General features: G+C 39.4%; 1 protein-coding gene. It reads right to left on the reverse strand.

What is annotated here, in order from left to right:
• Window positions 1-104: 104 nt before the first annotated feature.
• Window positions 105-767: hypothetical protein (locus ACFI6J_RS21535; protein WP_462586402.1), on the reverse strand; the 663-nt coding region annotated here is incomplete at its 5' end.

Raw genomic sequence — 767 nt, forward strand, 5'->3', positions numbered from 1 at the left:
AAAATCTTAAGTTCTATCATGTAACTCTCGTGCGATAAACTCATCAACTAAAGATGCTAACAAATGCAAAATTAGTTTTTGTTTATGAAGTAGATTAATAAGTATCAGCAATTTTGTAATACTGTGAAGATAGCGTTTTGCGCAGACTCTCTAAATTCACGACCAATTCTTGGTGTGTATGAAGGGTGGGGGGCTGATATTACAGTTGTTTTAAAATCGCCTTTTTGCAGGCTACCTACTGAAAACTTGAACGTTACTTTACCTCTCACTTCGTGATGCTGTATGTCTGTTAAGTTTGAAGAGTGTAGTAGCCAATTCTTTGATGATGGGCTATTAGAGCTCTTGGGAACAAGAACAACTTTTGGCTTGAAGTACTCGATTATCTGATTGTTCAGCTCGTAAGAAAACTGAATAGCTCTCTCTAAAAGCGCTTTATCGTATTTAGCCAACTGAGAAGTGAAGCTTTTAAAATCCTTACTTCCCCACAGCACTATGTTAGCCATGAGCGTTTTGTGTTCACCAAACCGCTTGTTGAATATCTCTGAGTAGAATTGCCACTTGTTGTTTGGCTTGTTAATAGGATCCCACAATGGGACATTCGCACCTTCGCTATTTTTGTACGCTTCGCTGAAATTGTCGTTCATGGCTTGTTGCACAAAACCCTCGTAGTGGGAAGGGGAGGAAGGAGACAAAATAGCGTCGAGAGATTCAGGAACATTAGGATTTGAGCCTAACCAAATTACATCAACTGATTCGGCATTGAGCTT

Source organism: Alteromonas sp. G4i13 (assembly GCF_054960505.1).